This is a genomic window from Sphingomonas rosea (assembly GCF_039538065.1).
Lineage (GTDB): Bacteria > Pseudomonadota > Alphaproteobacteria > Sphingomonadales > Sphingomonadaceae > Sphingomicrobium > Sphingomicrobium rosea.
Map to the genome: position 1 here is coordinate 664044 of NZ_BAABBR010000001.1, position 25769 is coordinate 689812.

Consider the following 25769-nt stretch of genomic DNA (forward strand, 5'->3'; position numbering starts at 1 on the left):
CCTCTTCGGGCTAGCTCGCCTCTGACAGGAGTCAGATCGAGACGATGTACGAGGCCCCCGACCGCTACAAGCGCATGATCGCTGCTCGCCTTCCCGATGGCGAATCGGCCGCGTTCGCCCGCGACAATGATTCGGCATCTTCCCCGCTGCGTGACGTCCAGCTGATCGCCCGCGGTCAGCTCGCTCCCTTCTTCGCCCTCGCCAATGGCGTCGCGGCCGTGCTGTTCACCGTCGCGCTCTGGGGCTCGGTGCCGGCGAGCTGGCTGCTCGGCTGGTCGGGTGCCGTGTGCTTGTTGAATTATGTCGCGATGCGCTGGAGCCAGAGCCAGGCGGTCAGCTGCGTCGGCCGGGCCGGCCATTCGGTTCCGGTCTCCTTGATGATCGGCGACGTGCTGGTGCGCGCGGCCGTGTGGCTGAGCCTTCCGCTGTATCTGTTCCCGACGCTCGGCACGCCTGGCCAGATCATCGCCGGCACGCTCATCGCAGGCGTCGGCATCGCAGGGCTTGGCCTCGTCGTTACCTTTGCTTGCGCCGTCGCCTGGATGAGCGCCTTCACCGCGGGCCTTTCGGTCGCCTTGCTGCTGATGAAGTCGACGGTCGAGTTCCAGCAACTGCTGGCGATGCTCTTCGTCCTCGGCGTCGCCATCTTCGGGGTGCTGACCGTCGCGCGCTGGGCCGCCGGCCAGCTCAAGACCAATGCCGACATGGGCTCGCAGTCCGAGAGCGCCACGCTCCTCCTCCAGGAGTATGAGCAGCGCGGCGTGGGCTGGCTGTGGCAGGTCGATGCCGAAAACCGCGTGGTCTATATCTCGAGCCGGATGGGCGCGCTGATCGGTCGGCCCTCGACCCAGATCCTCGGCCACTCGCTGCCCTCGCTGCTTGGTGGCCATTCGGAACTGGGCAAGGTGCTGCTCAACAAGCAGCCCTTCACCAATCTCGAGATGGAGCTGAAGACCGGGCGAGGCCATCGCTGGATCGCGCTGTCGGGCGACCCGATTATCGACACCGCCGGCCGGTTCGAGGGTTTCCGCGGCGTCGGACTCGACGTCACCGACGTCCGCCACACGCAGGAGCGCCTGACCCACCTTGCTAATGTCGACGTGCTGTCTGGCCTGCCCAATCGCGGCCGCGTCCGCCAGCTCCTCGGCGAAGCGCTGCGCGCCGCCACGGCGGGCAATGTGCCCTGCGCGATCATGTTCCTGGACCTCGACGGGTTCAAGCCGGTCAACGACACCTTCGGGCATCCCAAGGGTGACGCGGTCCTCCAGGCGGTGGCCAAACGGCTGTGCGACGAAGTCTCGGCTGACGGCCATGTCGGACGCCTCGGCGGCGATGAATTCGCGATCGTCATCCCGGACGCGCAGAGCCGCAAGAAGATCGAGCAGCTCGCCGACCGGATCATCGTCGCCATCGCCGAACCGTTCATGGTCGACGGGACCGAGATCCGCATCGGCGTCTCGGTCGGCTGCGCCTTCGGCCCGATCGACGGGGCGACCGTCGACGACCTCATCCTCAAGGCCGACCTCGCGCTCTACGAAGCCAAGGACGCCGGCCGCGGCGTGGTCCGCTACTTCAGTTCCGAGCTCCAGAGCGAGCAGGAGGACCGCGTCCGGCTCGAAGCCGACCTGCGTTCCGCGCTCGAGGCAAAGCAGTTTCACCTCGCCTTCCAGCCGCTCGTCAGCGCGAAGAACCAGAAGCTCGTCGGCTTCGAGGCGCTGGTCCGCTGGAACCACCCGCGCCGCGGCTTCGTGCCACCCAACGTCTTCATCCCGGTGGCCGAGGATTGCGGCCTGATGGGCCCGCTTGGCGAATTCATCATCGAGGAAGCCTGCCGCGCTGCCGCGAGCTGGCCCGAGCCGATCACCGTCGCGCTCAACGTCAGCCCCAAGCAGATCATCCTGCCGAACCTGCCGAACGTCGTCAGCCAGGCGCTGTCGCGCCACCGGCTGCCGGGCAACCGGATCGAGCTCGAAGTGACTGAGGGCGTGTTCCTCGACAGCTCAACCCGCAGCCTCGACATCCTCGGTCGGCTGCGCGCGCTCGGCGTCGGGATCGCGCTCGACGACTTCGGCACCGGCTATTCGTCGATCGGCTATCTGAACAAGGCTGTGTTCCACAAACTGAAGATCGACGGCAGCTTCGTGCGCGACGCTGGCACCCGCCCGGGGAATGTCGCGATCATCAAGTCGATCGTGCAGCTGGCCAAAGACTTCCGCATGTCGGTCACTGCCGAGGGCGTGGAGACCGCCGAGGACTTCGAGCGGATGCGCGAACTCGGCTGCGACACGATCCAAGGCTATCTGTTCGGCAAGCCGCTCTCCTACGAGCGGGCGAACCAGCTGGTGCTTGGCCTCAAGGCCCGCAAGCTCGCGAGCTAGGCGAGCGCCTTCCTGACCGCCGCACCAAGCGCGTCGGCGCGAAAGGGCTTCGGCAGGAGCAAGGCGTCGGGCGCCGCGGCGCGGATCGCATCAGTCTGGCTGTAGCCCGAAACGAAGAGGATCGCCTGACCCGGCCGCTCCTCGCGCATGATCGCCGCCACCTCGGCCCCCGAGAGGTTCGGCATCAGATAGTCGAGCACCACGAGGTCGGGCGTCGCACGGCGAAATTCCTCGAGCCCGCAGGCACCGTCGACCGCTTCGCGCACGCAATAGCCGAGATCCTCGAGGCTCGCCACGATGAAGCCGCGGACATCGTGATCGTCATCGACCACCAGCACGTCGGCAGTCGGTTCGGCCTTGGCGGGTTCGACCGCTTCGGGTGCCCCTCCCGGCTCCCCCGTGACCGCGCCGTCCGCCTTCCGGAAGTAAAGCCGAACGGTCGTCCCCTCGCCGACCCGGCTTTCGATCCGAGCAGTGCCGCCCGATTGCCGCGCCACGCCATAGACCATCGACAGGCCTAGGCCCGTGCCGCGCCCGACCTCCTTGGTCGTGTAGAAGGGATCGAAGGCGCGGTTCATCACCTCCTCGGTCATGCCGGTGCCGGTGTCGGAAATGCTGAGCTCGATATAATCGCCCGGTTCGAGCTCGGGATCGCTGCTGATCGCGGTCGTGCGGGTGACAAAGGTGAGCCGCCCGCCTTCGGGCATGGCGTCGCGCGCGTTGATCGCGAGGTTGAGTACCGCCAGCTCAAGCTGGGTCGGGTCGGCGAGCACGGGCACCATGTCGGTATCGAGATCGAAGCGCTTTTCGATCCCCGGACCGAGGACGTTGCGGAGCAGCGGCCGCATGTTCTCGATCAGTGGGGCGACGAAGGTCGGCTTGACCTCGAGCCGCTGGACCCGGCTGAAGGCCAGCAGCTGCGCCGTCAGGCGGGCACCGCGCTCGGCTGCTTCGAGTGCGTTGCGGGCATAGCGTTCGAGCTTGGGATCCTCGGCGCGTTTGACGATAAGATCGAGCCCGCCGACGACCACGGTCAGCAGATTGTTGAAGTCATGCGCGATGCCGCCAGTCAGCTGGCCAAGGGCTTCCATCTTCTGGCTCTGGCGAAGCTGCTCCTGCGCGCGCTTGAGTTCGGTGAGATCGCGCGCCTCGAACAGGATGTAGGTGACCGCCCCTTCCTTGCCCGCCACGGGACTGAGCGAGATGTCGAGCGTCACCCCCGGCTGGCCCGGCCGCTCCATCACGATCTCGGTCTGCACCACCTTTCCCTGCGCCGCCTCGGCGACCGCGCGCCTGATCAGCGGCCGGTGCTCGGGAAACATCTGGAGGGTCGGGGCGTCCCACAGCTTCTTGCCGACCGCCTGGTCGGGATCTGCCTGCCGCCAGTTCGTCCGGGTGCGGTTCAGCTGGACCACCGTGCCGTCGGGTTCGAGCAGCACCACCACCTCGCGGATGCTGTCGAAGATGGCGCGGAGCCGTGCCTCGCTGTCCACCAGCGCCTCGGTCCGGGCCTCGACCTCGGCCTTGAGCTGCAATTCGCCCTGCTTGGCCACGGTGACATCGAATGCCGCGCCAATGAAACCGATCAGTTCGCCGTCCGGACCGAAGCGCGGGCTCGAAACCGAACGAAGCCAGCGATATTCGCCGTCGGCGCGCTTGTAGCGCCCTTCGAGCGAGAAAGGCTGGAGGCTCGCTTCGCCAGCGATGCTTTCGGCCACCATCCGCTCGAAATCCTCGGAATGGATCCACTCGCGCCACTCGTGGGTGTTGACCTGTTCGCGGGCGATCCCGGCGAATTCGAGATAGGCGTCGTTGACGAATTCGCGGTGCCGGTCGAGCCGAGTCACCCACATGATCACCGGCGCATTGTTGGCGATCCGGCGGAAACGCGCCTCGGATTCGCGCAGGGCCCGCTCGGCGACCCGCTGCTCGGTCACGTCCTGGACGATAATGACGATGCCGAGCACGTTTCCGGCGGAATCGGTCTGCGGGAGGTATTCGGTCTGGAGCGCGATCGGTCCGCGCGAGGGATGGTCATAATGCGCCGCGAACCACTGCCGCTCGCCGGCCAGTGCCGCGCGGAGCATCGGCTCGCGGATCCGGAACGCCTCCTCGCCGAGATTGTCGATCACGCTCCGGCCGAGAATGTCGCTCCGCTTCCGCTCGAAGAACTCGGCCATCGCCTTGTTGGTGAAGCGATATCGGAGCGAGCGGTCGACATAAGCGATCGGCATGGGCAGCGCGTCGGCGATCCCGAGCACGCGGGCAAAATCAAAGCCGCCCGCAATCGCTTCGCTGTCAGACGTGCCGCTCATGCCCCCTCAATCCCGCCGATCCAGCAAGATCACAAGGCCCTGGCGAACCGTTGCGTCAGTGCACGAAGCGCGCAACGACGTCGCGGTAGGACCGGCTGACCTTCACCTGCGCGCCCGAATTGAGCACAAGGAAGCATTCGCCGTTGGTGTGCGGCTTCACCTGCCGGACGAGATCGAGGTTGACGATGGTCGACCGGTGGACGCGCTGAAAGCGGCGTGGGTCGAGACGCTTTTCGAGGTCCTTCATCGTCTCGCGCAGAATCAGCGTGTTGTCGCCCGTCTGGATGCACATGTAGTCGCCGGCGGCGTCGATCCGCTCGATCGTGTCGACATCGACCCGGAAGATCTGTCCCTGGTCCTTGATGTTGATCATCTTCTCGAACCGGCCGGGGGCGAGATCGGCGGGCGCGCCGTCCTCGAGTTCCTCGGCCGCTTCGGGCGCATGCTCAGCGAGCGCTTCCTGAAGCCGCACCGCGTGGCTCGCGGCATTACGCTCGGCGAGGCGCTGGCGAACCCGCTCCATGGTCGTCGCGAGCCGGTCCTCGAGCACCGGCTTCTCGAGATAGTCGACCGCCTGCACCTCGAAGGCGCGGAGCGCATGCTCGGAATAGGCCGTGACGAAGACGAACAGCGGCGGATCGACGTCCATCAGGCCCTGGATCACCGAAAAGCCGTCGAAGCCCGGCATCTGGATGTCGAGAAAGACGAGATCGGGCTTGTGGGTCTTGATCGCGCGGATCGCCTCGCGACCGTTGCTGGCGGTGGCGATCACCTCGACGTCGTCATGCGCCTCGAGACGCAGGAGAAGGCCCTGGGTCGCCAGGGGTTCGTCATCGACCAGGATGGTTCGGATCGTCATGAAAGTCCTTATGTTGTTCGTGCCGCTCGTCAGCCCGTCAGCGGGCGGGCGTCGAGCGGAATCTCGACGGTAACGCTGAACCCCCCATGTTCGTTCTTGCCTGTCGCGAACCGGTGCCGCTCGCCATAGGCTTGCGCCAGACGGTCCCGGGTGTTCGCCAGACCGACGCCGGTCGACTGCGTCGCGACCAGCGCGTCCTGCCCCCCGGCCCCGTTATCGGCGACTTCGATCCGGACATATTCGCCCTCGGGCACTGCGGTGAGCCAGATGTCGGCGCCGGTTTCGCTCGGCGTCACCGCATATTTGATCGCATTTTCGATCAGCGGCTGAAGTAGCAGGCTCGGCAGCCGCGCGCCGATCGTCTGCGCCTCGATCCGGAAATGCGGCCGCAAGCGGTCCTCGAAGCGCATCTTCTCGATCTCGAGGTAGAGCTTCAGCGTCTCCACTTCCTGCGCGAGGGTCACTTGCGCGGTCGGTTCGTTCGCGAGCGTGTAGCGCAGGAACGACGACAGCCGCGCAAGCATCGCATTGGCCCGCTCGGTCTGCTTCAACAGGACGAGCGTCGAGATGCTGTTGAGCGTGTTGAACAGGAAGTGCGGGTTGAGCTGGTAGCGCAGCATCGCCAGCTGCGCGGTCGAGGCCTGGCTTTCGAGCCGGGCGCGCTGATCAATCTCCTCTTCAAGGAGGAGGTAATAGTTGATCCCGTAATAGAGCGCCGACCAGGCCGCGAGCAGGGCGAAGTTGAGCAGGATCGCGCCGAACCACTGAACCCCGACGACGCTGCCGCCCGGCTTGACGAAGGTCGCGTTGCTCCACGTCTCGATGACCGAGAAGGCGGCCGACGCGAGCAGGACCGCGCCGAGGCTCAGGATCACGGTGTAGAGCGCCCGCATGGTGATCAGACGGCGGTAGAGGCTGGCCAGCAGGAGGGTCAGCGAATAGCCGGTGGCCGTCAGCAGAAGGGCATGAACGACGAACATCGCGGGCACGCCATTGGCGACGCCGCCCAGTGTCCGGAGCATGAAATAGCCGATCCAGCCCGCCGACTGGAGTACCCAAAAAGCGCGGTTTTTGTCGGCGAAGAAAGGGACATCGAGTCCTACCGTGCGCGCGATCGGCCCCTTGCGCGGCGCGAGCGCCCGCGCTGGCCGTCGCGGCCGTTCGGTCAACAGGGCGCTGTCGGTCGCCATCGCCGCCATATAGACCCTGCCTCCCGCCATTGCGAGCGGCAGGGCACGGTGACACAACAAGCCCTGAGGAGTCACAGCATGACCGAGCATCCCGCGCAGGCCCGTTTCACCGCGATGGAGGACGGAACAGCGGAGGACTGGCAGGCGATCGCCAGCCACTTCTCGCCCTTCGCCAAGGCCCTGCCCGACCGGGTGCTCGATCATTTGCGATTGCTCGACGGCGACTATGGCGGCTTCCCGGTCGATCGGCTCCAGCATTCGCTCCAGACTGCCACCCGCGCGCACCGGGCGGGCGAAAGCGAAGATTATGTGGTGACCGCTCTCCTCCACGACATCGGCGACACGCTCGGCTCCTACAATCATCCTGATATCGCAGCGGCGATCGTGAAGCCGTTCGTGAGCGAGGAACTGCACTGGATCACCGCTCAGCACGGCATCTTCCAGGGCTATTATTTCTTCCATCATCTCGGGCTCGACCGCGACATGCGCGAAGCCTTTCGCGGACACCCGCACTTCGAGGCGACCGCCCGCTTCTGCGAATTGTACGACCAGGCCGCGTTCGATCCGGGTTATGACAGCGCACCGCTCGACTTCTTCGAGCCGATGGTGCGCCGGGTGATGGCCGCGCCGCGCAACAGCATCTACGCCCGGGCGATCGACTGAGGCTTCTCGCCCCGTTCAGTCGGGGTTAGTGCACGGGAAAGTCTAGGAGTTTCCCATGACCCGTCACGCTCTCCTTTTCGCCTCGGCCCTCGCGCTTTCCGCGCCGGCTGCCCTCCCCGCCCAGATGCGCGAAGCGCCGGCGATTGCGCCCGTCCTCGCCACCGCCGACGCGGTCGATCCGCACAGCTTCGCCCGGCCGCGCGAGGCACGGGTGACCCACGTCGCGCTCGATCTCGATGTCAATTTCGCGCAACGCTCGGTAGCGGGCAGCGCCACCCTCGACATCGCCCGCCGCCCCGGCGCCGGCGCGCTGGTCCTCGACAGCAAGGGCTATCAGGTCACCAAGGTCAATGATGCCGAGACCGGCCGTCCGCTCGCCTTCGCCTTCGGCAAGGCCGACCCGGAACTCGGCCGGCCACTGACGATCCAGCTCGGCCCGCGCACCCGCAAGGTCCGCGTGGCCTATGTCGCGCGCAATGCCGAGGCGCTGCAGTGGCTCGCCCCTTCGCAGACCGCCGGCAAGCGCCAGCCCTTCCTCTTCAGCCAGGGCCAGGCAATCCTCAACCGCGGCTGGATTCCGACGCAGGACAGCCCCGGCATCCGCCAGACCTGGTCGGCGACGATCCGGGTTCCTTATCCGCTGACCGCGGTGATGAGTGCGCCGGGCGGCGGGGTGCAGGGCGGCCAGAACGTGGCCAATTCAGCCAGCGGCACCCGCACCTTCACCTTCGCGATGGACAAGCCGGTCGCCCCCTATCTGATCGCGATCGCGGTCGGCGACCTGAAGTTCCAGCCGCTGGGTCCCCGCACCGGGGTCTGGGCCGAGCCCGCCACCCTTCCCGCCGCCGCGCGCGAACTCGAAGACACCGAGAAGATGGTGGCCACCGCCGAGCGCCTGTTCGGGCCGTATCGCTGGGGCCGCTACGACATGATCGTGCTGCCGCCCTCCTTCCCCTTCGGTGGCATGGAGAACCCGACCCTCACCTTCCTGACGCCGACCTTCATCGCTGGCGACAAGAGCCTCGTCAGCCTCGTCGCGCACGAGCTCGCCCACAGCTGGTCGGGCAATCTCGCGACCAATGCCACCTGGGCCGACTTCTGGCTCAACGAGGGCACGACCACTTACGCCGAGCGCCGGATCGTCGAGGAAATCTACGGGCCGAAGGTCGCCAGGCAGCAGGTCGCGCTCGGCATCGACGCGCTGGGCGAAGCAATTACCGACAATGGCGGGACCAAGGGTGCCGACACCCGGCTCCATATCGACCTTCGCGGTCGCAATCCCGACGTCGGCCTGACCGACATCGCCTATGAGAAGGGCGCGGCCTTCCTGCGGATGATCGAGGCCAATGTCGGGCGTCCGCGCTTCGACGCGTTCCTGCGCGGCTGGTTCGATCGCCATGCCTTCCAGCCGGTGACCAGCGCCATGTTCCTTGCCGACGTCCGCCGCGAGCTGGTGCGCGGCAATCCGGCGCTCGAGCGCAAGCTCCAGCTCGATGCCTGGGTCTATGGTCCGGGCGTGCCGGCCAACAGCATTCCGGCCGACCCGCAGGCCTTTGCCGAGGTCGATCGCGCGGTCAGCGCTTACGAGGCCGGTGGCGCGCCGCCCGCGCGTTGGAGCGGCTGGACCACCGACGAGCGCCTGCGCTTCCTCAACAAGTTGCCGCGCACGCTCGCCCGCGCCCGTCTCGACGGACTCGAGCGCGCCTATCGCCTGAACGAGACCGGCAACAACGAGGTGCTCTACGCCTGGCTGAGCCTCGCGGTCGCCAACAAGTACGATCCCGCGGTGCCGGCGCTCGAGCGCTTTCTCACCAGCCAGGGCCGCCGCAAGTTCGTCCGCCCGCTGATCAAGACGCTTGCCGATGATCCGCGCTGGGGCCGGCCGATCGCGGTCCGCGTCTATCGCGAGGCGCGGCCGCTCTACCATCCGCTGGTGACGGGCGAGCTCGACAAGATGGGACTTCGCTGACCCGAAGCGGCACGCCGCGAGACTCGACCCCGGGGCGCCAAAGGCATAAAACTTCGCTCGAAGCTTGAGCGGGGGCAGCATGCTGGCGGGCTTGATCGCGATGATGCTTGGCGAGGCTGCGGCGCCGACCGATTTCGGCGTTCGGGTCGTGGGGGCGCGGCCGCCGGCGGCGGTGGTCAAGCCTGTGGCTTTTGTCCGCCCGAGGATCGGTGCCGCCGGTTTCCGGATCGAGGCGGCGGCCCAGATCGGCGCCCTGTTCGGCCGGGTGACAAGCACGCGGCGGAGCGTCGAGCATAATCGGCGCGTCGGCGGGGTGCCGAACAGCTGGCACTTGTCCGGCCGTGCAATGGACATCGCCCGTCGCCCGGGCGTCAGTCATGCCGCCATCGCCGCCGAGCTTCGGCGTCGCGGTTACTTCCTGCAGGAAAGTCTCGACGAGGGCGACCACAGCCATTTCGCATTTGCCGACGGCCCCGTGCGACTCCGGGTGCGCTCGTCGGCCGACCAGCTCGCCGAAGTGCACCGGGAAGCCGACTATTTCCGCTTCATGCTTGCGCCGTCGGGTGCCTCGGGCAAGCGCGGGATGCGCTAGTCGCGCCGCCCTGCCTCGACGAGCGCGAGGTTGTTGGCGGCGCGCACATAATATTGGTCGCTCGCTTCCAGCGCCTGGGCGAAAGCGGCGATGGCCTTGGCCGGGTTATGCTGGCGGAGCGCCACGACCCCGGCATCGTTGAGCCGTGCGGCGAAGTCGCTCCCGCGCTCGCCGTTCCGCCGCTGGGGAAGCCCTGCCTCCGCCGCCGCCCGCGCGAGATCGGCATTGGCCGTGATCCGTCGGTTGTCGGGATCGAGGGCCTGCGCCTGGCCGAGCCAGTCGGCCGCCTCGGCCCAGCGACCGCGCAGCAACAGCGACCAGCCGCGATTGTTGCGCAGCACGCCATTGTCGGGCGCGAGCGCGAGGCCCGCGGCGTAAGCCCGATCGGCGGTTACCCAGTCCTGCTGCCGATCCGCGGCAACCCCCCGCGCATTCCAGCTTCGCCAGCCTGGATGCGGCGCCCGCGTGGCGCGATCGAGGCGAAAGATCGCTTCGGAGACCCGGTCGAGGTGCAGCAACGCAATCCCGCTCCGCTCGATGAGAGAACCATCGTCCGACGCCTCGGCCAGAAGCGCATCGTAGCGGGCCACGGCTTCGTCCCATCGCCGCTCGGTAAAGGCGAGGTCGGCGAGCAACCGGTCGACGGTTGGCCCGGATGCGCCTTGCGCGACCGCCATCCGGATCATCTCGCGCGCCTGTTCGGGCCGCCCGGCGTCGAGCGCACGCACGGCTTCGGCGACGGCGGGGCCCGGGGCGACTACAGCCGCGACAAGCAGGATCATGCGCCGGGCTTCCGTCCCGCAAGATCGCGACCGAGGAGGACAACGACCTTGTCGCCCTTGCCGCCCAGCGGCTGGCGAAGATCGATCCGTAGCTGCCGCGCCACCTGCCTGGCTTCCTCGCGGCGATGCTCGGGATAGGTGATGCGCGACACCGGCAGGACTTGCGTCGAATCGCCGATGGCGACGTCCTTCCAGCCGAGTTGCACGAGCCGCTCGCGGGTCGTTGCCGCGAGGCGCTCGACCCGCGCGGCGTTGAGCAGCACGACTGCGGGGGCCGGAGCGGCGGACGTCATCGCCATCCGCTCGGCGGCCTTGGGCACCTCGGGCCGGTTGCGGGTCACCAGCATGACCTCGGCAAGGCTGATCCGCTCGAGCCTTGCGGCGGCGGTCAGAGGGAGCGGATCGGCCTCGTCGCTCGCGGTCACTACGGGCCTGGGCGCCGGGAGCGCCACACTGACCGGACCGCCGGTGCCGAGGCGCTGCGCGAGCTCGGCCCGCACCGCTGCCGCCTCGTCGGCCTTTCCCTGGAGCGCGAGCGAGGTCGCGAGGTTGGCGTAGAGCCGCGGGTCGTTCGGCGCGAGCGCGAGGGCCCGCTCGTAATAGCTACGCGACAGGTCGAACCGGCCCATCCGGTCGTAGCAGGCGGCAAGGCCGTTCATCGCGTCCACGTTGACCGGCTCCTCGCGCAGTGCCCGGCGAAATCCTTCGGAGGCGAGCGCGATATTGCCGAGCGCGAAATGGCCGCGCGCCTCTGCGACACGGAAAGCGGCCGATTGCTGCCCGGCGGCGAGCGGCGAAGCCTGTGGCCGGATCGCGACCTGCGGCGCCGTGCACCCAGGAAGGATTGCCAGCGCAGCGACGAGCACCCAGGCGGCGGCGCGCGTCAATTTCCCGCTCCCGCGGCCATGGCTGGAAGGATCGTGCGGATCACCCGGATGAAAGCCGGGAGCATCAGCACCCCGATCATTACCGGAAGCATGCAGGCGACGAGGGGGATCGAGATCAGCACCGGCAGGCGATGCGCCTTTTCCTCCGCACGCATGCGCCGCTTCTCGCGCATTTCGGCGGCGTAGATTCTCAGGGTCTGGCCGACCGAGGAGCCGAGCTTGGTCGACTGGATGAGGAGCGTGGCGAACGCACGGATCTCGTCGACACCGGCACGGTCGGCGAGGCGGCGCAAGGCTTCCTCGCGGCTGCGGCCGGCGCGCAGTTCGAGAACCACCGTGCCGAGCTGCTCGGCGATCAGCGGGTGCGACTGCACCATTTCCTGTCCGACCTTGGCAAAGGCCGCCTCGAGCCCGAGACCTGCTTCGACACAGACCAGCATGAGGTCGAGGGCATCGGGAAAGCCGTTCACGAGTTCCTGCTGACGGCGGTCGGCCTTGGCCCGGACGAAGACCGCCGGAAAATAGAGCCCCGCGAGGGCGGCGACCATCGCCTGGACGTAAAGCGAGATCAGGCCCGTGCCGTCGCCGCGAACATAGTGGATCAGGAGCACGAGCGAGGGCAGCAGCAATACCAGCGACAGGCGCACCAGGGTGTAGACACGGGGCGCGACGGGGCTGGTGAAGCCAGCGGCGACCATCCGTTTCCGCAGTTCCTGGTCCTTGGTGTCGGTGAGGCTGAGCCCGCTCTTCTCGATCGCGTCGACGAGCTTCGCCCACATGCCCTCGGTTCGGTCGCTGCGCAGTGAACCGACCCGCACCGTCTCCTCGATGCCGGCGCTGCCGACCACGAGCCGCTGACGCGCCTGGTTCCGGGCGACGACGAGGTTGAACAGCGTGAAGGCGCCGCCGACGACGATCACGAATAGCAGCAAGAGCAGGCTCAAGCGCGCGAGACTGTTGTCGACGAGGAGTTCGGACATGACCGTCTAGACCTTCAGATCGACCATCCGCCGGATCGTCACGAAGCCGACGAGGTAGAGGAGGATGAGAGCGAGGAAGCCGGGCAGGAACAGGGGATCGTCCGCCACCTGGAGGTAGAATTTGGGATTGAGCGCGAACAGGCCGCCGAAGGTCAGGATCGGGAGCAGGGTCAGGATCACGCCGGTCATCCGGCCCTCGCTCGACAGCGCGCGGACCTTCATCAGCATCGAGGCGCGGTCCCGGATCACCTTTGAGAGATTTTCGAGGATTTCGGCGAGATTGCCGCCGGTTTCGTTCTGGACGGCGAGGCAGACGACGAACATCCGCATGTCGTCGAGGTCCCAGCGCTCCGCCAGCGCGCCCAGGGAATCGCGCATCTCGGCGCCGTAAGTGACCTCGTCGACCACGATCCCGAACTGGCTTCCGATCGGGTCGGGCATTTCGACCGTAAGGAGGTCGAGCGCGGCGGCGACCGGGTGGCCAGCGCGAAGCCCGCGAACGAACACATCAAGCGCCACCGGAAACTGCTCCTGCATCTTGCGGACCCGCTTCTGCGCCCGTGCCCGAAGGACGAGCAGCGGGATGAACAGCCCGATCGCAAGCGCCACGGTGCCGACCAGGACGATCCGTCCCGGCCCTACCGGCGCACCGGCAACAAGCATCGCGATGACGATGATCGCGAGGATCACGAGCGGCGCGGCGACCAAGAGGATCAGGAATTGCGAGGTCGGCATCGCCACCCCCGCCGCCAGCAACGTCCGCTCGAGCGAGCGGATGAGCGGGCGGAATGGCGCGGGAGCGCGGCCCTCGAGGTCGAGGTTGTGGCGGCGGAGCAGGCTCAGTGCCTCGGCCCGGGTCGCCCCGCGCCCGATCATCCGCAAACGCTCGTTCACCGCGCTGTGCGTGCCGCGCGCGCGAGCAATGGCACTCACCAGCGTTTCGGACAGCAGAAGCACCGAGGCGAAGATGAGGACGAGGACGAGGACCTTCAGCAGTTCGGCACTCATGGCTCGAACCTCATGTCCGGCCGGAACAGGTCGGCCGAGAGCGTGATGCCGTGCGCCATCGCATCGTCGAGGAACCGCGGGCGGACTCCGGTCGCCTCGAACCGGCCGAGCACCTCGCCGTCGGCCGACCGCCCGGTCTGCCGGAAGCGGAAGATCTCCTGCATGGTGATCACGTCGCCCTCCATGCCGGTGATCTCCGACACGCTGGTCAGCCGGCGGCGACCATCGGACAGGCGCACGAGCTGGAGCACGACGTTGATTGCCGAGGCGATCTGGGCGCGCGCCGAGCGCGGCGAAATGTCAATGCCCGACATGCCGATCATCTGCTCGACGCGGGAGAGCGCGTCGCGCGCGGTGTTGGCATGAACCGTGGTCATCGAGCCGTCGTGGCCCGTGTTCATCGCCTGCAGCATGTCGAATGCCTCGCCCGAACGGACCTCGCCGACGATGATCCGGTCAGGCCGCATGCGCAGCGCGTTGCGGACGAGGTCGCGCTGGGCGATCTCGCCCTTGCCTTCGGTGTTGGGCGGACGGGTCTCGAGCCGCGCCACGTGCACCTGCTGGAGCTGGAGTTCGGCCGAATCCTCGATCGTCACGATGCGTTCGCGATTGTCGATAAAGGCCGACAGCGCGTTGAGCATCGTGGTCTTGCCCGAGCCCGTGCCGCCCGAGATAAGAACGTTGCGGCGCGAACGCACGACCGCGCGAAGCACTTCGGCGACCTGCTCGGGCAACGCCCCGATCTCGACCAGCCGCTCCATCGAGATCGGCACCTTGGCGAATTTGCGGATCGACAGCAGCGAGCCGTCGAGCGCGAGCGGCGGCACGACCGCATTGACCCGGCTTCCGTCGGCAAGCCGGGCATCGACCAGCGGCGAACTTTCATCGACGCGGCGTCCGACCGCCGAGACGATCTTCTGGATGATCCGCAACAGATGCCGCTCGTCCTTGAACCGCGCGGGGCTCATCTCCAGCGTTCCGTAGCGCTCGACAAACACGCGGTTCGGCCCGTTGACGAGGATGTCGGTGATCGTCCCGTCCTTGAGCAGGGGCTCGAGCGGTCCGAGGCCAAGCAATTCGTCGAGAACGTCGTCGACCAGCTGGCGCCGCTCGGCGAGGTTCAGCGCATGGGCCTGCTTGGCGATCTCCTCCTGCAGGATCTCGCCCACTTCTTCCTCGATCTGCTCGCGCGACATCGAGTCGAGCTTCGACAGATTGATGAGGTCGAGCAGCCGCTGGTGAAGCTCGACCTTGAGGTCGGTGTGGATATCGCGGTTGGCGAAGGCCCCGGCATCGCCGATGTTCATTACCCGCCGTTCCTGCAGCGGGGCGACCCGCTCCTCGGTCGGAGTGTCGGCGGTCTGCGACGGCTTGCGGATCTGCCACATGGTTCAGCGCTCCAGCCCGAGTTTCGAGACCAGGCCGGCCTCCAGCGTGTCGAGGTCACGGGCGAGCACGCTCTTGCGCTTGATCTCGTCGATGAGGACGCCGCGGTCGATCGCCGGGCCGATCACTTGCGGGTCGCTGGCGAGCGTATAGTCCGCGTCTCGGCCGAGCGCGGTTTCGACGTCGCTCGTCTTCACGGTCTTGAAGAGCGACTTCTCCATCCGGTTGAGGACGATCTCGACCGGTACTGCGCCAAGCTCCTGTTCGGCGAGTAGGTCGAGCTGGCGGCGCGCCTGGTAGAGGCCCGGGATGCTGAGGTCGGTGACGAGCAGGACGCGGTCGCTCCGCGCGACGAGCGACAGCGACCAGTGGGTCCAGTTGGCCGGAAGGTCGACGAACACCGTCCCATAGTCGCGCTGAGCCCGCTCGACGACGGCGAGGACCTGGTCGCTGGTGATCGCCTCGAGCGGCAGCATCTGCGGCGGTGCAGCGACGACCGCGAGCCCGCTCGGATGCTGAACGGCGACCGAGCGGAGAAGCTCGCTGTCGAGACGGGCGCCGGCTTCGATAAGGTCGGCGAGCGACAGCTTGGGTTTGAGGCCGAGCTGGAAGGCGACGTCGCCGAACTGGACGTCGAGGTCGATCAGGCAGGCCTCCCGCCCGTGCGCAGCCTCGTTGTGCGCGAAGCGGCAGGCGAGCTGGGTCAGCATCGCCGTCGCGCCGCAGCCGCCGCGCGCCTTGATCACGCTGACGAGCCGCGACGAACGCGCGACCGCCGCAACGTCCTTGCGCTCGATCTCGGCCATCAGCGGCGCGATCGAGGTTTCGAGATCGTCGAGGGATAGCGGGAGGGGAAGCACGTCGTGCGCCCCGCTCCGGAGCAGCGACCGGACCAGCGCCAGAGGCGGCTCGTAGGCCGCCGCGATGATGGGCATGTCGCCCGCCGCCGCGACCAGCCGCTCGAACCGCTTGATCGAGGCCGGCGTGTCGGCATCGACCTGGATCACCGCCACGGCCGCATGCGACATCTCGGTCGGATCGACCCATTCGGTGACCGGCAGGATGCTGAGCGACAATGGCATGCCGAGGACGCGTGCGCCGAACAGGGCGTCGAGGTCGCCGTCGGCTCCGCTCAGATAGAGATGGACGCCCACCTCCTTGCCCTGAAGTCGCCAGACCTTGGCCGTGTCGCTGTGATTCATCATTGTCATTGCCCGTGCCTCCGGCAGGCGGCCCGTGCACGCTCGAAGCGGCGCTCGCGGTCAGGCTCAGTTCGACGCACCGCACTCATCCGTGCTTGAGCAATCGCCATCCTCGAGGGTCAGGGAGGCTTTGGCGGGCGGCAGATTCAGGGTCGCCGCGCCGAACAGGATCAGTGGCGTGAAGGTACGATTGCCGACCTCGATCGTGGTTAGCGGCGAGACGTCGGGGCCGGTCGGATTTCCTGCATAGCCGAGGCCGACGTTGCGATAGGTGACCGTCACGTCTTCCGCCGCGATCGTCGGATCGAACTTCTGCATCCAGGCAACGATCGCATCGAACGCGTCGGTATCGATGTCACCGGTCGCTTTCGTGGTGCCCGTCACATCGCAGGCCGCGCTCGTGCACACGGCATTGTCGAACAAGGCCACCGACACCTTGTCGCCCCCCGGGATGTTGTCGGAGCCGACGAAGTCGTTGTCGACGATCGTGGCCACGGGGTCGCTGACGATGGCATAACGGACGCCCATCTGGGTCGCTTTCTCCGCCTTGTTCATTTCCCACATCAGCCGCCCGGCATCGATCGTACCGAGGAGAAGCAGGCCGAGAATCGGGAGCACGAGGGCGAATTCGGCGGCGCTCGCCGCTCGTTCGCAGGCAAGGATGGCGCGGGCGCGGCGGATCATATGCCCACCACCGGCGCCTGGTTCGACGCCGTGACGCTCAGCCCGTCGAAGTCGAGACCGATCAGCCGAGCGAGCGGCGAATAGGGCACCGTCGCCGAGACAGTGACATAGGGAACATCGTCCCGCGCGGTGTAAACACCCGCAAATGGCCGCTCCCCGGTCGTCGCGTCGGCGCTGTTATCCGCGCACTGGATGGTGACCGTGATCGTGTCGTTGCTGGTCCAGTAGCGGAGCAGGGGCTGGTCGCCGTCCGCCACCGCTGGCGTGCCGAAGCGGACCTGGTTCTTGATCGCCTCCTCGTCGGCGGCCGTGCCATCGCAGGGCATGCTGCCGAAATTCTGCCGCGCCGCATATCGCGCGCCGTCGCGGACGGCCTTCACCACGACATGCTCGTCGAGGAAGAAATTGCCGGTCTCGAGCGCCCCGAACATTAGGATCAGAAGCAGCGGCGTGACCATCGCGGTCTCGGCGGCGGCAGTGCCGCGCTCTTCGCTCGCAAGGCGGCGGATCAACCCCATCACCGCACCAGATACGGCATGTCGCGCCGCACCACTTGCGCGGCAGCGCCGCCCGGATCGACCGTTCCGATGACTTCCAGATAGATCTCGTTGCCGCCGTCCCCATTTCCGCGTCCGGGAGGCGCCACGCCTGGTTCGACGAGGAACATGTTGACCCATTTGCCGATCTTTACCGGCGTGGAGGCACCTTTGAGGGCGGAACAATTACTTCCGACCGCGACCTGCACCACACGGCGGTCACGGGAAGGATCGGGCACGGTGGCGTTGCACTGGGGCGTCCCGAACTGGCGGTCGGTCCCGCTCGTGTCACCGGGAATGAAGTTGTTGTCTATCTCCCAGCGATAGGTCTCGTACCGGGTCATCGTCGACGCGTTCGCCGGGATCCGGGACGCATGATATTTGTTGAAATAGTCGCCGCGCGCCCACTTGCCGTCACCAAAGCGCGGGTTCGTGCCGGGACAAGCCGAGTTGTAGCTCGTGTAGTGGCAGTTGTCGCGCGGCAGCCCCATGGCGTCGATCACGTTGTTCGCGTCGATCCGCGTCATCGCCGTATCGCCGGCCAGCTTGGCCCGCGGCGAGAAACGATTGGCCGCGGTGCCGATGAGGTGCCAGCCTTCATTATTGAGATTGGTGGTATGGTTCGCCTTGAATCCGCACTGCTTGGCGCCGCTCGACCGAACCAGGTCCTTGGTGACGTTTTGTGCCGGTGGGCAGGCCGAGCCGAGGCATGGCGCCAGGGTCACGCCGGCGCCGCTGCTGATGTCGTAGATGTCGAAGCGGGTGTTGATCGCCGTGATCGCCGGGGTCGGGGAACCCGTGCTGACGCTTTGACTGCCCTCGATCTGCTGGCACTGGAATACCGGATTCTCGAATGCCAGCCCCTTTTGCGTCGAGCCGGCATCCTGCGGGCCGATGTAGCCAAAATTACCCGGCGACCAGTTGTTGCCCGTCTGCGAGACGGCCCGGATACCGGCGCCGCGGATCGCGTCCCAGTCGATCGCCGCGCCGGTCGGGGGGCAGATCATCAAGGGCGGCACCTTGCACAGCGCCGTGCCGAGACCCGCCCGGGCCTTGGCCGGAAGGTCGCCGGACGTGATCGCCCCGACGATCGGCGTCAGCGCGAAATTGGCGCGCCGCGCGCCCACGACAATTTCGACGAACCGCGCTTCCGCGACCGTTTCGGCCGGCGTGGTCGCAGCCTTGTCGGCGAAGAAGCGGATGCTTGAAGCCGTGTCGTCGGTGATGCCCGAACCATCGGCGTCGCAGACTCCCGTTTCGGCGATCGTCACCGGCAGGCCCCCGCCGTCATTGGCGAGGCGGGTCTCGTTCTGAATGACTTCGCGGGCCGCGGCGACGGCCCGGCCGCACGCGCCGGCTTCACCGTCGAGCTGGCTCGCGGCAGCCAGCGCGGCCTGATCGGCGGCGCTCTGAAGTTCGGTGTCGAGGGTCGCCATGCGGGCATAGTCGAAGGCGATACCTCCGGCCGCGATCAAACCGACAAGCGACAGCGCGACGATCGGAGCAACCGCTCCCGTTTCCTCTCCCGCCAGCCATCGGCACTTACCGAGCACGACTCAAAACTCCCCTTAGTTGACCCCGCCGCCGCCACCACCACCACCGCTTCCGCTCACTGCCTGCGAGGTGCTGACCCGTTGGACGTCCTTCACCTTGTCGGTGCGGTAGCGCTTCGCGGCCGCGGCGGCCTTGTCGGCATCGCTCCCCGGCTGGCGCGCGTCGGCGGCGTAGACGGGATCCGGATTGATCGTCTGCACCGCCTTGTTCCAGGCGACAGCCTCGCCGAACTGGCGATCGACCGAGCCGGTGCGCGCATCGACCGTATTGCAGCCGGCAAGGCCGGCCGTCGCGACGATGAGGATCAGGCGGTGCTTAGAGGACATGGCCATAATCCTTTTCAAAGCCGGTCGGCTTGGCCGCGGCAGTGGATGGGGCCCCGCCCGCTGCAGGCGGCGGCGTTGATGGGCTCGTCACTCCGAGTTCGGGCGCGGCGCCGACGCCGGTGTCGGTTCGCCCGAGGAGGAAGAGGTCGGCTTCGTTCGGGGTGCGCACCCGGTCGGTCGGGACCTTGAGCTGGTCGGGCCGCACCGGCCGGACGAGCCGCGGGGTGACGATGATCACCAGCTCGGTCTCCTCGCGCTGGAAGCCGGTCGAGCGGAACAGCGTTCCGATGATCGGCAGCGAGCCGAGCAGCGGCACCTGCCGGATGGTATCCTGGAAGTCGCGGCGAAGCAGGCCCGCCATGGCGAAGCTCTCGCCGTCGCGCATCTCGACCACGGTCTTGGCGCGGCGGGTCTGGAGGCCCGGCACGCGAAGCCCGTTGATGATCACCGAGGCGGTCGGATCGATCGAGCTGACCTCGGGCTCGACGACGAGGTTGATGACCCCGTCGGCCAGCACGGTCGGGGTGAAGGCGAGGCTGACGCCGAATGGCTTGAACTGGACGGTGATCGCCTGGCTGCCGCCGCCGTTGTTCGTCCCCCCGCCATTGCCCTGGACGGTGGGGATCGGGAACTCGCCGCCCGCGAGGAAGCTCGCCGTCTCGCCCGACAGCGCGATCAGGGTCGGCTCGGCGAGCGTGGTGATCGCGCCCTTGCGCTCGAGCGCGTCGAGCGTGAGGTTGAAGTTGCTTCCGAACGCCCGAAACGTCCGCGAGATGATGCCGAAGCTGTCGGTGATCGCGCCGAGCGTCGGCGGGCCCGATCCGACCAGCCCCGCGCCGCCGCCGATCGCGCCAGTCAGCTTGCCCGCGTCCGAGCCGACGAAGGTGCCGACGCCGATCTGCTTCAAGGCCGAGCGCTTCACCTCGGAGAAGCGGACCTCGAGCATGACCTGCTGCGAGGAGCCGACCGAGAGGAGATTGACGACCTTGCCCGGCGCATAGGTTTCGGCGAGCTGGACCGCGCGGTCCGCCATCGGCCCGCTCGGCACCATGCCTTCGAGCACCACCGCATCGTTCGAAAGTCGCGCCCCCATCTGGCCCGCCGGGAAAAGCTCGGCGAGCTGGCGGCGCAGGCCGAGGACATCGGGCCCGACCGCCACGTCCATCACCGCGATCAGCGTGTTGTTGCGATCGTAAAGGGTGAGGCTGGTGGTGCCCGCCTTCTTGCCCAGCACGTAGAGGCTGCTGCTGGTCAGCGGCAGGACGTCGGCAATCTCGGGATTGCCGATCAGCGCCTTGGCGAACGGCCGGTCCGACCGAAGCACCTGGCTCTTCGCTACCGGCACGACGAGCTCGCCGGCATGCACCCCTTGCGCCTGCGTCAGGGTCGCCACCTGGGCGGCGGCCGAGACCGGCGCGAGCACCAGCGCGGCCATGCTGCCCAAGGCAGCGAGGATCGATCGACTAACCACCAAAGCCCCCCACTTCGTAACTGGTTTGCGTGGTCCCCCTGACCACGTCGACACTGTTTCGCACGGCCTGCACCATCGGTTGGGCGAGCGGTTTTGGCGTGGGTTTGCGAACGGGCGCACGTGCCGGCTTCACCGCGGTCCAGCCCGGGTTCGGCGGCGCGGCGAGGTTCGCCGCCGCGAGCTGCGGGCGATAGGTGCCGGCATAGGTGCCGTAACGCAGGTCCTCGAGGCTGACGGTCGAGAGCGCGAGTGCATCGTCCTGCTCGCCGGGCTTGCGCAGCACGAGGCTCAGATCGCCGACCTGCTGGCCGAGCGCGAGCTTCTGCGCCTCGAGCGGCGTCACTTCGAGCGTCGCGGTCTTGGCGGCCAGAGGCTTGCCTTCCTCGTCGCTCTTGGCGCGCTTGCCCATGGCGATGACCCGCGTGTTCTGCAGCAGGACATCGGTCACCTGTTCGTTGCTTCCGGTCTTGCCGGCAATCTGGCGGGTGATGAGGACGTCGACGCTGTCGGCCGGCTGGATGAAGCCCGCGACACCCGAGACGTCGTTGATCCGGACCGACACCGCCCGCTTGCCCTCCGGCAACAGCGCGGCGATCGACGCGCCCGCGCCGGGTCCGGTGACCTTGCCGGCCAGGATGAGTTCGTTCGCGGCGATCGGCATCAGCGCGATCCGACGCTTGCCGGGCGCGATCAGCTCCGCGGCTTCGCTGAAGCTGCCGGCCGGAAGCGCGTCCTTGGGATAGTTGATGAAGCGGATATTCTCCTGCTTCAGCGCGGTGCCGTACTGGAGCGGCACCGCGGCGACGGCGACCTTCACCATGCCGTCGGGCGTCTGGCTGTTCTTGCCCGCGGTCAGGAAGGCATTGGCGAGGATGACGGCGATCAGGCCGATAAAGACCGCGATGCCCAGAGCCATCAAGGATTGGCGATTCATCAGTCTTATTCCCCGCTAGAGACTATTCGGCATCGTCGGCTATCGAGAGCTGCGGCCAGTCATCAGTCGATTGGGCTGTTCGCGTTGTCACACGAACAGCCCGGAAACGACTTAGCCCGCGGCCGCCGGCGCGCAGGTGGTGTCGCTCGGATCGTCGATGCAGCCCGAAGCGTTGTTCATTGCGTTACCAATGGACCCGCCGAGCGCGAGCGCGGCAACGGCAATACCCGAGCCGACAATGGCGAGGATGAGGGCATATTCGGCCGCCGAGGCGCCCGCGTCGTCCTTGAGCATCTTGATGAAAGTCACGTGCATTCTCCTTCCCTGAAGGACCCGCCCCAGCGCGGAACGTCCCCGGATCAAGCGTCACGGACTGGTGTCGAGGTTCCCCCCTCGACAATTGGTATTTCGGCGCGGCCGAAACCCGGGAAATACGCCCCCCAAGGCAGCGCCGACGGACCCCCAGGCCGGTCGGCTAGGGTTAAGAGAATGTTAAACCTGATTTTATGTCAACGACGCACTTTGGCGCCGACGAGCGTCGATGAATTGTGAATGGCGCCTAAGGATTTGAGTTGGGCTGATTTTGGCACCGCCAAACTGTTCCGCTTCGGGATTCTGATTTTACCGTTCAGGATCACAAAGTGGCAGATTTAGCGCGATTCCCGCCAAGAGAATCAATTCGGAATCAGAACGAGTCGTGATGACTCACGCTGGCAAGCGATGTCGGAAAGTAACATTCACTCGGGTCGAAAGTAGGAGGTAAGGAAGCCAAAGGGCGATACTGATCAACACCTTCTTCACATTGCCGTCGAGCAGCCCGTGCAACGCGCCCGCGACGCCCGTCGGCAGTCCGACGGCCATGCTGACATGCGCGATGAAGAGTTGCGACGCGATGTCGACCATCCACACCAGGAGGAGGAAACGGGGGAACAGCGCGACGCGGCGCAGCGCCATCACGAAGGCGATGACGTAGAGGCTGCTGAGCAGGACCACGTCGACCGTCATCGCTAGATGCAGGGTCGCAAGCCACGCGGGTGCTCCGGCGGAGATGGCGGGCATGGTCACGAGATATTCGGCGGTGCGGACCGGCACATTGATCAGCATGCCGATCAGCAGCGACAGCATGATCCCGCTGGTGCCGTAGAGCGCATGGCGCTCTGCTTCATGGCGTCCGACATCCCGCCAGCGACCGACCTGCGCGAGGCGCAAGCTCGGCTGCGGCAGCCGGTCGCCATCGGCGAACCAGCGCAGCGCCAGGACGAAGGTCGCGACGGGCGCGACGGTCAGGAGGATGTAGGGCGCAACCGTCGTTTCGCCCGCGCTTGCCGCAGGGCTGAACAGGATGCGAAGCACGGATGCGACGGCGACGAGGAGAAACCAGCCGACCGCGATCTGCGGAAGCCGCTGCTCGAGCCGTGCGAGCATGCCGGTCGAGCGACCGTGGAGGCGCTCGCTCAGGGCTCGGAACATGGCAATGGCAGCAGCGGGCACGTAAAGCTTCCTTCCACGACGCCCGCTCCTTTTCTCCCACAACCCCTTTTGGCTTGGTTAATGCCCTGTCCGTTTCGCCGGTTCCTGCCGTTTCGCCTCCGTTATGGAAAATCAGAACGAGCAGTCGACCCCGGCCGGAATGTCCTGCCTCGCGATGCGGGCGATGCGCAGCGTCAGCGCCCCCGCGCTGGTGATCGACAACGTCCGGCCATTGCCGGGTGCGCAGGCCCCGGTGACGATCATCTCGCGCCAGCCCTTGCCGGCCGAGGTAGTCAGCCCCGCGGTGATATCGATCGTCTTGCCGCCGGTCGTGAGGGTGACGGGCGCAGTCGGCGCATTCGCAAGTTCGTAGACCAGCCGGAAGCCGCCGGTGCCGCGACCGCTATCGGCGAGCGTCAGGGTCGCGCCGGGCGCGAAGCTGATCTCGCGGGCGTCCTCCTGGCGGTTGCGGTCGATCCCGCGCGCCGTGATCCCGCCGCCGCTCCCGCGCAGGTTGGGCAGCGTCACGTCGCCGCCACGCGCCACGATGCCATTGCCGAGCCGGCCGAGATCGAACCATTCGGCCGACCGGGCATCGAGGATCGCGCACGTCTCGGGCAGCTTCGCGACCGGCGCGGTCTGCCCGAAGGACAAGCCGTAACCGCGCTGGAAGAGCGCTCCTTCGGGACCGTTGACCGGCTGGCCGTTGCACCCCGCCGGCCAGCTGAAACCGAGCCGCCCCGTCGCCGCGCGGCGGCCGTAGAGCATGTCGGCGACGCCCGCGCCTTCGCCGCCCGGAAGCCAGCTCGCGACGAAGGCGTCGGCGGCGTTGAGCTCACGGTTCATCCACAGCGGACGGCCTGACAGGAACACCGCGACCGTCCGGATGCCCGCCGCGCGATACTTGCGCAGGAGATCGAGGCCCTCGGTGTCGGCGAACACCATGTCCTTTCGGTCGCCCGCGAACTCGGCATACGGCTTCTCGCCGAAGACGACGATGGCGACATCGGGCTTGGCGGCGTAGCTGCCGCTCGGCGAATAGACCGCCCTGCCCCCGGCCTGTGTCGCGGCATCACGAAGTCCGGCCCAGATCGAGGTCGCGCCGGGGAAATGCGCATTGGTGAGGTCATCGCCGCCCTGCCAGGTCAGCGTCCAGCCTCCCGCCGCCTGCGCGATGTCGTCGGCCGCTCGCCCGGCGACGAGGATCGACGCGCCGGCCTTGAGCGGGAGAACGCCGTCGTTCTTGAGCAGGACTTGGCTCTTCGCCACCGCCTCGCGCGCGATGGCACGATGCTCAGGCGACCCGAGCAACGCAAGATCGCCGCCGTTCACGCGCTGCGAAGGGCGCTTGGCACCTGCGTCGAGCAGTCCGGCGCGCAGCTTCATCCGAAGCACGCGCGTCACCGCCTCGTCGAGCCGAGTCATCGGGATGGTCCCGTCCTTGACCTGCGCCAGAAGGCTTGCGTGAAGCGCCTTGGCGTCGTCGGGCACCATGTAGATGTCGAGCCCGGCCAGCAGGGCCTGCGGGCAATTGGAATTGGTGCAGCCCGGAATCTGCGCATGGCCGTTCCAGTCACCGACCACCACGCCGGTGAAACCCATCCGGCCACGCAGCAGGCCCGTCAGCAGCGGCTTGTTGCCGTGCATCTTGGTGCCGTTGATCGAGTTGAAGCTCGCCATCACGGCTTCGACCCCGGCCGCGATCGCCGCCGGATAGGGGCGCGCGTGGAGCGCCTCGAGCATCGCGGGATCGCCGTCGACATTACCCTGGTCGACGCCGTGCGTGGTGCCGCCGTCCCCGAAGAAATGCTTGGCCGTGGCGATGACATGGCCCGCGCCGATGTGGCCGCCCGGGCTGGTCTTGCCCTGCAGCCCTTCGACCAGCGCCGCGCCAAGCTCGGCGACGACGGCGGGATCTTCCGAATAGCTTTCGTAGGTCCGGCCCCAGCGGTCGTCCTGCGCGACCGCGACGGTGGGCGAGAAATTCCAGTCGATGCCGGTCGCCGCGATCTCGGCCGCGGTCGCCGCACCGATGCGGCGGACGAGGTCGGCGTCGCCCGTCGCGCCGAGCCCGATATTGTGCGGGAAGATGGTCGCGCCGACGACGTTGGTGTGGCCGTGCACCGCATCCGTACCCCAGATGGCGGGGATCGCAGGCTCGCCGTTGGAAAGCGGCGCGGTCGAGGCGTCCCACATTTCGTCGGCAAGCTTGAGCCAGTCGGCGGCCGGCGCATATTCATTGCCGTAGGGACCGCCGTTCCCGCCGTTGAGATAGCTGCCGTAGCGATAGGTCCGCATCTCTTCGGGCGTGACCGAATTGATCTGCGGCTGGATGAGCTGCGCGACCTTGTGCTCGAGCGACATGCGCGACAGCAGGGCCGCGATCCGGGCATCCTCGCTCTCGGCGGCAACCGGGGCCGTCGCGGGCGGCGCCGCGACTTCGGTGGTGGCGCATCCGGCCAGCAGGCAGCTCCATGCCGCCGCGGCCAACAGCTTGCTCGATCCTTGTGTCACGCTCACCCGCCCCGCTCCATGAGAACGTTCTCAAGAAATGTCTCGCATGCACCCCCTGCCTTTGCAAGC

The 25769-nt window shown here is 67.3% G+C and carries 22 protein-coding genes; 4 read left to right on the top strand and 18 right to left on the bottom strand.

Features of this window, described 5'->3' with window-relative positions; all coding sequences use genetic code 11:
• Window positions 1-44 precede the first annotated feature (44 nt).
• A complete protein-coding gene (locus ABD693_RS03230; protein ID WP_344695558.1) occupies window positions 45-2378 on the top strand; it encodes a putative bifunctional diguanylate cyclase/phosphodiesterase in 2334 nt (777 codons plus the stop codon).
• Here ABD693_RS03230 and ABD693_RS03235 read toward each other — a convergent pair.
• The 3 genes from ABD693_RS03235 to ABD693_RS03245 are packed head-to-tail and all read right to left on the bottom strand — an operon-like array spanning window position 2375 to window position 6772.
• Complete coding sequence (locus tag ABD693_RS03235) at window positions 2375-4693, bottom strand: PAS domain-containing protein (protein ID WP_344695559.1); 2319 nt, start codon at window positions 4691-4693, stop codon at window positions 2375-2377. The genes ABD693_RS03230 and ABD693_RS03235 overlap by 4 nt on opposite strands.
• A gap of 55 nt (window positions 4694-4748) precedes the next feature.
• Window positions 4749-5552, bottom strand: coding sequence for a LytR/AlgR family response regulator transcription factor (locus ABD693_RS03240; protein ID WP_344695561.1), 804 nt, complete (start codon window positions 5550-5552; stop codon window positions 4749-4751).
• Between the two features lie 29 nt (window positions 5553-5581).
• Entirely contained in the window at window positions 5582-6772 is a 1191-nt protein-coding gene (locus ABD693_RS03245; RefSeq protein WP_344695562.1) for a sensor histidine kinase, read from the bottom strand.
• A gap of 48 nt (window positions 6773-6820) precedes the next feature.
• On the opposite strand from ABD693_RS03245, the gene ABD693_RS03250 reads away from it, so the two are divergent.
• The 3 genes from ABD693_RS03250 to ABD693_RS03260 all read left to right on the top strand — a co-directional run bounded on the left by ABD693_RS03250 (window position 6821) and on the right by ABD693_RS03260 (window position 9966).
• Window positions 6821-7405, top strand: a complete 585-nt coding sequence (locus tag ABD693_RS03250) for an HD domain-containing protein (RefSeq protein ID WP_344695563.1) — start codon at window positions 6821-6823, stop codon at window positions 7403-7405.
• 55 nt (window positions 7406-7460) lie between these two features.
• Window positions 7461-9374 (top strand): M1 family metallopeptidase, encoded by a 1914-nt coding sequence (locus ABD693_RS03255; protein WP_344695564.1) that lies wholly within the window; start codon window positions 7461-7463, stop codon window positions 9372-9374.
• A gap of 79 nt (window positions 9375-9453) precedes the next feature.
• On the top strand, window positions 9454-9966 hold the full coding sequence (locus ABD693_RS03260; RefSeq protein ID WP_344695565.1) for a D-Ala-D-Ala carboxypeptidase family metallohydrolase: 513 nt from the start codon (window positions 9454-9456) through the stop codon (window positions 9964-9966).
• Here ABD693_RS03260 and ABD693_RS03265 read toward each other — a convergent pair.
• The 15 genes from ABD693_RS03265 to ABD693_RS03335 all read right to left on the bottom strand — a co-directional run bounded on the left by ABD693_RS03265 (window position 9963) and on the right by ABD693_RS03335 (window position 25706).
• Window positions 9963-10748 (bottom strand): tetratricopeptide repeat protein, encoded by a 786-nt coding sequence (locus ABD693_RS03265; protein WP_344695566.1) that lies wholly within the window; start codon window positions 10746-10748, stop codon window positions 9963-9965. The genes ABD693_RS03260 and ABD693_RS03265 overlap by 4 nt on opposite strands.
• Window positions 10745-11635 carry a LytR C-terminal domain-containing protein gene (locus ABD693_RS03270; protein WP_344695567.1) on the bottom strand — a complete coding sequence of 297 codons (891 nt, stop codon included), beginning with the start codon at window positions 11633-11635 and terminating at the stop codon, window positions 10745-10747. Before ABD693_RS03270 ends, ABD693_RS03265 begins: the two co-directional genes overlap by 4 nt.
• Entirely contained in the window at window positions 11632-12615 is a 984-nt protein-coding gene (locus ABD693_RS03275) for a type II secretion system F family protein (RefSeq protein WP_344695569.1), read from the bottom strand. The genes ABD693_RS03270 and ABD693_RS03275 overlap by 4 nt, the downstream gene beginning before the upstream one ends.
• Before the next feature lie 6 nt (window positions 12616-12621).
• Complete coding sequence (locus ABD693_RS03280; RefSeq protein WP_344695570.1) at window positions 12622-13623, bottom strand: type II secretion system F family protein; 1002 nt, start codon at window positions 13621-13623, stop codon at window positions 12622-12624.
• Entirely contained in the window at window positions 13620-14930 is a 1311-nt protein-coding gene (locus ABD693_RS03285) for a TadA family conjugal transfer-associated ATPase (protein ID WP_344697562.1), read from the bottom strand. Before ABD693_RS03285 ends, ABD693_RS03280 begins: the two co-directional genes overlap by 4 nt.
• Before the next feature lie 84 nt (window positions 14931-15014).
• Window positions 15015-16220, bottom strand: a complete 1206-nt coding sequence (locus ABD693_RS03290; RefSeq protein ID WP_344695571.1) for a CpaE/TadZ family protein — start codon at window positions 16218-16220, stop codon at window positions 15015-15017.
• A gap of 57 nt (window positions 16221-16277) precedes the next feature.
• Complete coding sequence (locus ABD693_RS03295) at window positions 16278-16895, bottom strand: TadE/TadG family type IV pilus assembly protein (protein WP_344695572.1); 618 nt, start codon at window positions 16893-16895, stop codon at window positions 16278-16280.
• Window positions 16892-17413 carry a TadE/TadG family type IV pilus assembly protein gene (locus ABD693_RS03300; protein ID WP_344697563.1) on the bottom strand — a complete coding sequence of 174 codons (522 nt, stop codon included), beginning with the start codon at window positions 17411-17413 and terminating at the stop codon, window positions 16892-16894. The genes ABD693_RS03295 and ABD693_RS03300 overlap by 4 nt, the downstream gene beginning before the upstream one ends.
• Window positions 17413-18984 (bottom strand): pilus assembly protein TadG-related protein, encoded by a 1572-nt coding sequence (locus ABD693_RS03305; RefSeq protein ID WP_344695573.1) that lies wholly within the window; start codon window positions 18982-18984, stop codon window positions 17413-17415. Before ABD693_RS03305 ends, ABD693_RS03300 begins: the two co-directional genes overlap by 1 nt.
• Before the next feature lie 15 nt (window positions 18985-18999).
• Window positions 19000-19311: a hypothetical protein gene (locus ABD693_RS03310; protein ID WP_344695574.1), complete on the bottom strand. Its 312-nt coding sequence runs from the start codon at window positions 19309-19311 to the stop codon at window positions 19000-19002.
• Complete coding sequence (locus ABD693_RS03315; protein WP_344695575.1) at window positions 19301-20782, bottom strand: type II and III secretion system protein family protein; 1482 nt, start codon at window positions 20780-20782, stop codon at window positions 19301-19303. The genes ABD693_RS03310 and ABD693_RS03315 overlap by 11 nt, the downstream gene beginning before the upstream one ends.
• The gene (gene cpaB, locus ABD693_RS03320; RefSeq protein WP_344695577.1) at window positions 20775-21716 is read right to left on the bottom strand and encodes a Flp pilus assembly protein CpaB; all 942 of its coding nucleotides are present in this window, start codon (window positions 21714-21716) and stop codon (window positions 20775-20777) included. The genes ABD693_RS03315 and cpaB overlap by 8 nt, the downstream gene beginning before the upstream one ends.
• 111 nt (window positions 21717-21827) lie before the next feature.
• Window positions 21828-22025: a Flp family type IVb pilin gene (locus tag ABD693_RS03325; protein WP_344695578.1), complete on the bottom strand. Its 198-nt coding sequence runs from the start codon at window positions 22023-22025 to the stop codon at window positions 21828-21830.
• Window positions 22026-22421: 396 nt separating this feature from the next.
• Window positions 22422-23207, bottom strand: coding sequence for a DUF2569 domain-containing protein (locus tag ABD693_RS03330; protein ID WP_344695579.1), 786 nt, complete (start codon window positions 23205-23207; stop codon window positions 22422-22424).
• A gap of 111 nt (window positions 23208-23318) precedes the next feature.
• On the bottom strand, window positions 23319-25706 hold the full coding sequence (locus tag ABD693_RS03335) for a glycoside hydrolase family 3 protein (protein ID WP_344695580.1): 2388 nt from the start codon (window positions 25704-25706) through the stop codon (window positions 23319-23321).
• Window positions 25707-25769: the final 63 nt, after the last annotated feature.

Bases quoted from the DNA above. Each gene is read 5' to 3' on its own strand.
- ABD693_RS03255 (WP_344695564.1), top strand. From the start codon at position 7,461: ATGACCCGTCACGCTCTCCTTTTCGCCTCGGCCCTCGCGCTTTCCGCG.
- ABD693_RS03260 (WP_344695565.1), top strand. From the start codon at position 9,454: ATGCTGGCGGGCTTGATCGCGATGATGCTTGGCGAGGCTGCGGCGCCG.
- ABD693_RS03275 (WP_344695569.1), bottom strand. From the start codon at position 12,615: ATGTCCGAACTCCTCGTCGACAACAGTCTCGCGCGCTTGAGCCTGCTC.
- ABD693_RS03290 (WP_344695571.1), bottom strand. From the start codon at position 16,220: ATGACAATGATGAATCACAGCGACACGGCCAAGGTCTGGCGACTTCAG.
- ABD693_RS03235 (WP_344695559.1), bottom strand. From the start codon at position 4,693: ATGAGCGGCACGTCTGACAGCGAAGCGATTGCGGGCGGCTTTGATTTT.
- ABD693_RS03310 (WP_344695574.1), bottom strand. From the start codon at position 19,311: ATGTCCTCTAAGCACCGCCTGATCCTCATCGTCGCGACGGCCGGCCTT.
- ABD693_RS03245 (WP_344695562.1), bottom strand. From the start codon at position 6,772: ATGGCGGGAGGCAGGGTCTATATGGCGGCGATGGCGACCGACAGCGCC.
- cpaB (WP_344695577.1), bottom strand. From the start codon at position 21,716: ATGAATCGCCAATCCTTGATGGCTCTGGGCATCGCGGTCTTTATCGGC.
- ABD693_RS03250 (WP_344695563.1), top strand. From the start codon at position 6,821: ATGACCGAGCATCCCGCGCAGGCCCGTTTCACCGCGATGGAGGACGGA.
- ABD693_RS03280 (WP_344695570.1), bottom strand. From the start codon at position 13,623: ATGAGTGCCGAACTGCTGAAGGTCCTCGTCCTCGTCCTCATCTTCGCC.
- ABD693_RS03300 (WP_344697563.1), bottom strand. From the start codon at position 17,413: ATGGGGTTGATCCGCCGCCTTGCGAGCGAAGAGCGCGGCACTGCCGCC.
- ABD693_RS03265 (WP_344695566.1), bottom strand. From the start codon at position 10,748: ATGATCCTGCTTGTCGCGGCTGTAGTCGCCCCGGGCCCCGCCGTCGCC.
- ABD693_RS03230 (WP_344695558.1), top strand. From the start codon at position 45: ATGTACGAGGCCCCCGACCGCTACAAGCGCATGATCGCTGCTCGCCTT.
- ABD693_RS03240 (WP_344695561.1), bottom strand. From the start codon at position 5,552: ATGACGATCCGAACCATCCTGGTCGATGACGAACCCCTGGCGACCCAG.
- ABD693_RS03285 (WP_344697562.1), bottom strand. From the start codon at position 14,930: ATGAACATCGGCGATGCCGGGGCCTTCGCCAACCGCGATATCCACACC.
- ABD693_RS03295 (WP_344695572.1), bottom strand. From the start codon at position 16,895: ATGATCCGCCGCGCCCGCGCCATCCTTGCCTGCGAACGAGCGGCGAGC.